At 28.8% G+C, this 5,091-nt stretch carries 5 protein-coding genes, 2 tRNA genes and 1 other annotated feature; all 7 genes read right to left on the bottom strand.

Annotation, left to right across the window (positions count from 1 at the left end):
* Positions 1-186: 186 nt before the first annotated feature.
* The 7 genes from LQE93_RS16455 to LQE93_RS16425 all read right to left on the bottom strand — a co-directional run bounded on the left by LQE93_RS16455 (position 187) and on the right by LQE93_RS16425 (position 5,061).
* A tRNA-Ser gene (locus LQE93_RS16455) sits at positions 187-277 on the bottom strand.
* Positions 278-452: 175 nt separating this feature from the next.
* Positions 453-1,730, bottom strand: coding sequence for a serine--tRNA ligase (serS, locus tag LQE93_RS16450; protein ID WP_055268484.1), 1,278 nt, complete (start codon positions 1,728-1,730; stop codon positions 453-455).
* Between the two features lie 134 nt (positions 1,731-1,864).
* Positions 1,865-2,077 (bottom strand) — a binding site (T-box leader).
* Between the two features lie 90 nt (positions 2,078-2,167).
* Positions 2,168-2,401, bottom strand: coding sequence for a DUF1667 domain-containing protein (locus LQE93_RS16445; RefSeq protein ID WP_055268482.1), 234 nt, complete (start codon positions 2,399-2,401; stop codon positions 2,168-2,170).
* 11 nt (positions 2,402-2,412) lie between these two features.
* A complete protein-coding gene (locus LQE93_RS16440; protein WP_055268480.1) occupies positions 2,413-3,825 on the bottom strand; it encodes an NAD(P)/FAD-dependent oxidoreductase in 1,413 nt (470 codons plus the stop codon).
* Between the two features lie 15 nt (positions 3,826-3,840).
* Positions 3,841-4,350: a transcription repressor NadR gene (locus LQE93_RS16435; RefSeq protein ID WP_055268478.1), complete on the bottom strand. Its 510-nt coding sequence runs from the start codon at positions 4,348-4,350 to the stop codon at positions 3,841-3,843.
* 15 nt (positions 4,351-4,365) lie between these two features.
* Complete coding sequence (locus LQE93_RS16430; protein ID WP_055268476.1) at positions 4,366-4,869, bottom strand: HD domain-containing protein; 504 nt, start codon at positions 4,867-4,869, stop codon at positions 4,366-4,368.
* Between the two features lie 116 nt (positions 4,870-4,985).
* Positions 4,986-5,061, bottom strand: a tRNA-Ala gene (locus LQE93_RS16425).
* Positions 5,062-5,091: the final 30 nt, after the last annotated feature.

Genomic DNA, 5,091 nt, shown 5'->3' with positions numbered 1-5,091 from the left:
ACCTCCTATTTGTCGTGTCAAAAAACTTGTTCATTTAGAAATAATTTCATATAAATATATGAATAAAAAATAAAAAGACCGTCTACTGAAATGATTTTAAAAATCATTTCAGAGACAGCCCCTTTTTGTTTTTTATTTTTTATAATAGAATAATAAAAAAAGAAGTTACTCTTACGAATAACTTCTTGGCGGAGAGAGTGGGATTCGAACCCACGGTACGCTCACACGCACGCCGGTTTTCAAGACCGGTGCCTTAAACCAACTCGACCATCTCTCCTCGGAACATTTATTATTCTACCAACTATTAATAATTATGTCAACACTTTTTTTATACTTTTTATAATTATTTTTTTATAATATATAATTAATTAAAGAACAAATTCAGAATTAACTGAATTTGTTCTTTTTTAAGAAACTATAGTCTAGTCTCAACCTTAATTTATAATTTTTAATTATCTAATTACGTCCATTCCACCCATGTAAGGTCTTAAAGCTTCTGGTATATTAATAGATCCATCTTCATTTAAGTTGTTTTCTAAGAATGCTATTAACATTCTAGGAGGAGCAACAACAGTATTATTTAAAGTGTGTGCAAAGTATTTTCCATTTTCTCCATTTACACGAATCTTTAATCTTCTAGCTTGAGCATCTCCTAAATTTGAACAGCTTCCTACTTCGAAGTATTTCTTTTGTCTTGGAGACCATGCTTCAACGTCTATAGACTTAACCTTAAGGTCTGCTAAATCTCCTGAACAACATTCTAATGTTCTAACTGGAACATCTAATGAACGGAATAATTCTACTGTATATTTCCATAGCTTTTCGAACCATTCTTTACTTTCTTCTGGTTTACAAACAACTATCATTTCTTGTTTCTCAAATTGGTGTATTCTATATACTCCTCTTTCTTCAATACCGTGAGCACCTTTTTCTTTTCTGAAACATGGTGAATAACTAGTTAATGTTTGAGGAAGAGAATCTTCTTTTATTATAGTATCTATAAATTTACCTATCATTGAGTGCTCACTAGTACCTATAAGGTATAAGTCTTCACCTTCAATTTTGTACATCATAGATTCCATTTCAGCAAAGCTCATAACACCAGTAACAACTTCACTACGAATCATAAAAGGTGGTATACAGTAAGTAAATCCTTTGTTTATCATGAAATCTCTAGCATAAGAAAGTATTCCTGATTGTAATCTTGCTATATTACCCATTAAGTAATAGAATCCATTACCAGCAACTTTTCTAGCGCTATCTAAATCAATACCATTTAACTTTTCCATTATTTCAGTATGATAAGGAATTTCAAATTCAGGAACTACAGGCTCACCAAACTTTTCTACTTCAACATTTTCGCTATCATCTTTTCCTATTGGAACAGTTGGATCAATAATATTAGGAATAACTAACATTATTTCTCTTATTTTTTCTTGTAATTCAGTTTCTTTAACTTCTAATTCAGCAAGACGAGCTGCTTGTTCGTTAACTTTTGCTTTTAACTCTTCAGCCTCTTCTCTTTTTCCTTGCCCCATTAATGCACCTATTTGCTTAGAAATTGTCTTTCTATTAGATCTTAATGAATCAGCTTCTTGTTGTGTTGCTCTACTTTCAGCATCTAATGCAATTACTTCATCAACTAAAGGAAGTTTCTTATCTTGAAACTTATTCTTGATGTTTTGTTTAACTATTTCTGGATTTTCTCTTAAAAATTTTAAATCTAACATTTTGTCCTCCAATTATTTAATTAATAAATTCATATGAAATTTCTAGGTTAATACAAAGAATTCTCAATAAAGTTTCATCTTTATTCTTAACTACTAATTATTCATTTATAAAAAAAGAGCCTTATCCTCCCTATACAAGGGACGAAAGACTCCGTGTTGCCACCCTAATTGATAGTAGTAATATATAAAAACATACTTCTATCCACTTAAATAATTTAACGGAATTACACCGTACTGCTCATCACAGTCCCTCCAAGGTGGATTCATAAAATATAGTTATCAGTTTACACCAACCACTGACTCTCTTAAAACATCTATCTTATTACTAGCCTTTTCAACGGTTTATTTATTCATTTATTTATCTTAAATATATTATAACATCCTATATTTTGTCAATAGATATGTACTATCTATTATTATACCATATTTTTCTGACTTTATGCTTCTTTAATATTTCTACTACAAACTATATCAATACCTGTATTTAAAACATTTTTACATATTATACTTCCTAGCTTAATAGGAACACTTACATAAATTCTACTTAATACTTTAGATATTTCTATCCATAAACTCTTATCTACTTCTTCACTGCTTTTTACTGGCACTACCTTATATTTATTATTACCTTTTACTCTTACCACTGAAGTAAATATAGCTTTATTCTCCATGACACCCTCCACTAAATACCTTCAAATTCCTTTATTCTTCCTGATATTATTTTAGAATCCTTTGAATCATCTACTATATCTGTTATATTTTTGCCTAACTCTCTAGCTAAAATACTTACTATCTTTTCATTACAGTAAGCTCCATGACAACTGCCAAATCCAGCTCCGGTTCTTCTCTTTACTCCCTTAACAGTTCTTGCACCAAGAGGCCTTCTTATAGAGTCAACAATCTCACCTTCAGTAACATTGTTACAAAGACATATCATTTTGCCATATCTATTATCTACCTTAATTACTTCATTTATTTCATCTTTATTCATCTCTCTGAATTTATAAGATTCTCTTCTTTTATCTATAAAATGCTTCTTTTGACTACACTTTAATGTATTAGTCAACGTATCACATAACATCTTAGCTATAGCAGGTGCTAAGGTAATTTTTCCATAATGAGTTCCTGTAACACTTATAAATCCTCTATCTATTCTACTATCATCTACTACAATAGAATCTTTATCATAACTTTCCCTAAATAGATTATTTATACTATTCTTATCTAGATCTTTAAGAAGCTTTGTAGCATAAGATATATTATCATCTAAACTAGTCTTTTCAATACTTTTAATTCCTATTAAAGAGCCTCCATTTAAAACTGGTGTAGATACAACAAAAGTATCCTTATCAAAAGTCTTAGTTATTATTCTAGATAATTTATTTTTATAACTATCATCAACTAATATATAGCTCATATTTTTGAAAGTGTTCTCATTTTTTAATTCGTCCTTTTCTTGAACTACTCCACTTTCATTTATAAACATCTCATTAGCAATAGTATTTATAACAACTCTACAAGTAAACTTGTTTTTATTAGTTATAACTTTAAATCCTTTAGCTATATTCATAATATTCAATACTTCTTCTTCTAATCTAAATATAACTCCATTATCAGAAGCTACTTCAGCATAAGATAAAGCTAAATCGTATGGTGCTACTAATGCTACATTTTGTGAATATAAACCTTTCTTTATTCCTGGATTTATATTAGGCTCTATTTTATATACTTCATCACTGTCAATAAGGTGAACGCCATCAATACCTCTTTTAATAGCCCTCTCATACATTTCCTTTAGCTTAATTACACCATTATCATCATCTACTACCCTTAAACCACCAATACGCTTAAAAGGCACATTAAATTTTCCGCATAAATCCTCTAATAATATATTACCTATATATTCTAACCCAGCCATAACATTATTAGATGTCTCTGAACCATCATAAACTATTGCGCTATTAACAAAAGATATATCATCTGCTATATCATACTCTTTTTCAATTACAGCTATATTTAAATTATATTTTGATAATTCATAAGCAGCTGCACACCCAATTATGCCCCCACCTAAAACTAAAACATCATAATCCATATAAATTCTCCCTAATTATAAAGTAAGTCCATTTTCTTTTAATTCTTTTTTTATTAATTCCATATTTTCTTTAGTATCTACAGACACTGTATGGAGATGAACTCCATTTGTTAATGAAGATAGCGGAGCACTATCTGATAATTCAAATGTGTTTTTAAATCTATTTAAATCATTAAGATTCTTAATCATTAACAAACCTTTAATTTCACCATATATAGGATGTTCTACTATAACATCTTCTATAATTCCACCATATTTAATTACAATCTCTAATTCTTTTATCATTTCATCTTTATTATGATTTACTGCTATTATTGCTCTTACTCTACTACCATTATCATCATTAAACATATAACCATCTGGAGTTGCTATTATATTATTTCCTTTTGCTCTTAAAATAGCTATATCTTTAACTATTATTTGTCTAGTTACATCAAATTTCGTTGCTAGTTCAACTCCCTTTACAGGAGCTTTTTCTTTAAGTAATAATTCAACTATTGCTTCTCTTCTATTATTCGCAATCATATTTCACCTCATAAGTTAATTCTTATTATCACTTTCTCTTATTAAATCTAATAATTCATTACTTATTTTCTTATTACTATGATGATATCTAATACTGTCTAAAAACTCTTTGTCATAAGTCTTAAATTCCTTCAATATATCAGCACCTTTTTGTGCATGATTATAATATATATCTATTTGTTTTATGCTATTGTATTTTTTTATTTTCCCTTTAGTTAATTTATTTAATAAAACTAATGCAGATTTTTCTACCAAGTTTAACCCAAATTCACCCTTACCTACATCATGCAATAAAGCTGCTTTAGCAATTCTATTAGTATTTAAGGAAATATTTTTTTTCTTACATATATCTAAAGCATCTTTACAAACACGTATAGAATGATGCTTTTCATTATGGTTTAATTTATTAAATAATTTCATTTCATCTTTATCTAAATATTTATTTACATACTCTGTATCTATTTTCTTAAAATATGATCCTGCTGCCCATACGAATTGTTTAACTCTATATAACGCCATACATTTTCACCTTTACTTTAACATTTACTGTATATTTATAATAACACTATTAATAAAATTTATGAATAGAAATTATTTTAAATAAAATAAAAAAGCTACGAAATACTTCGTAGCTTTGGTGGAGGTAAAGGGAGTCGAACCCTTGACCCCTTGCGTGCAAGGCAAGTGCTCTCCCAACTGAGCTATACCCCCAAAAATGGTGGACCTTCAGGGACTCGAACC

Origin of the sequence: Clostridium sp. NSJ-145 (assembly GCF_021044725.1) — a bacterium.
Taxonomy (GTDB): Bacteria; Bacillota; Clostridia; order Clostridiales; family Clostridiaceae; genus Clostridium; species Clostridium disporicum_B.
The sequence above is the reverse complement of the archived record's forward strand: the minus strand, read 5'-3'. Positions and strand labels throughout refer to the sequence as shown.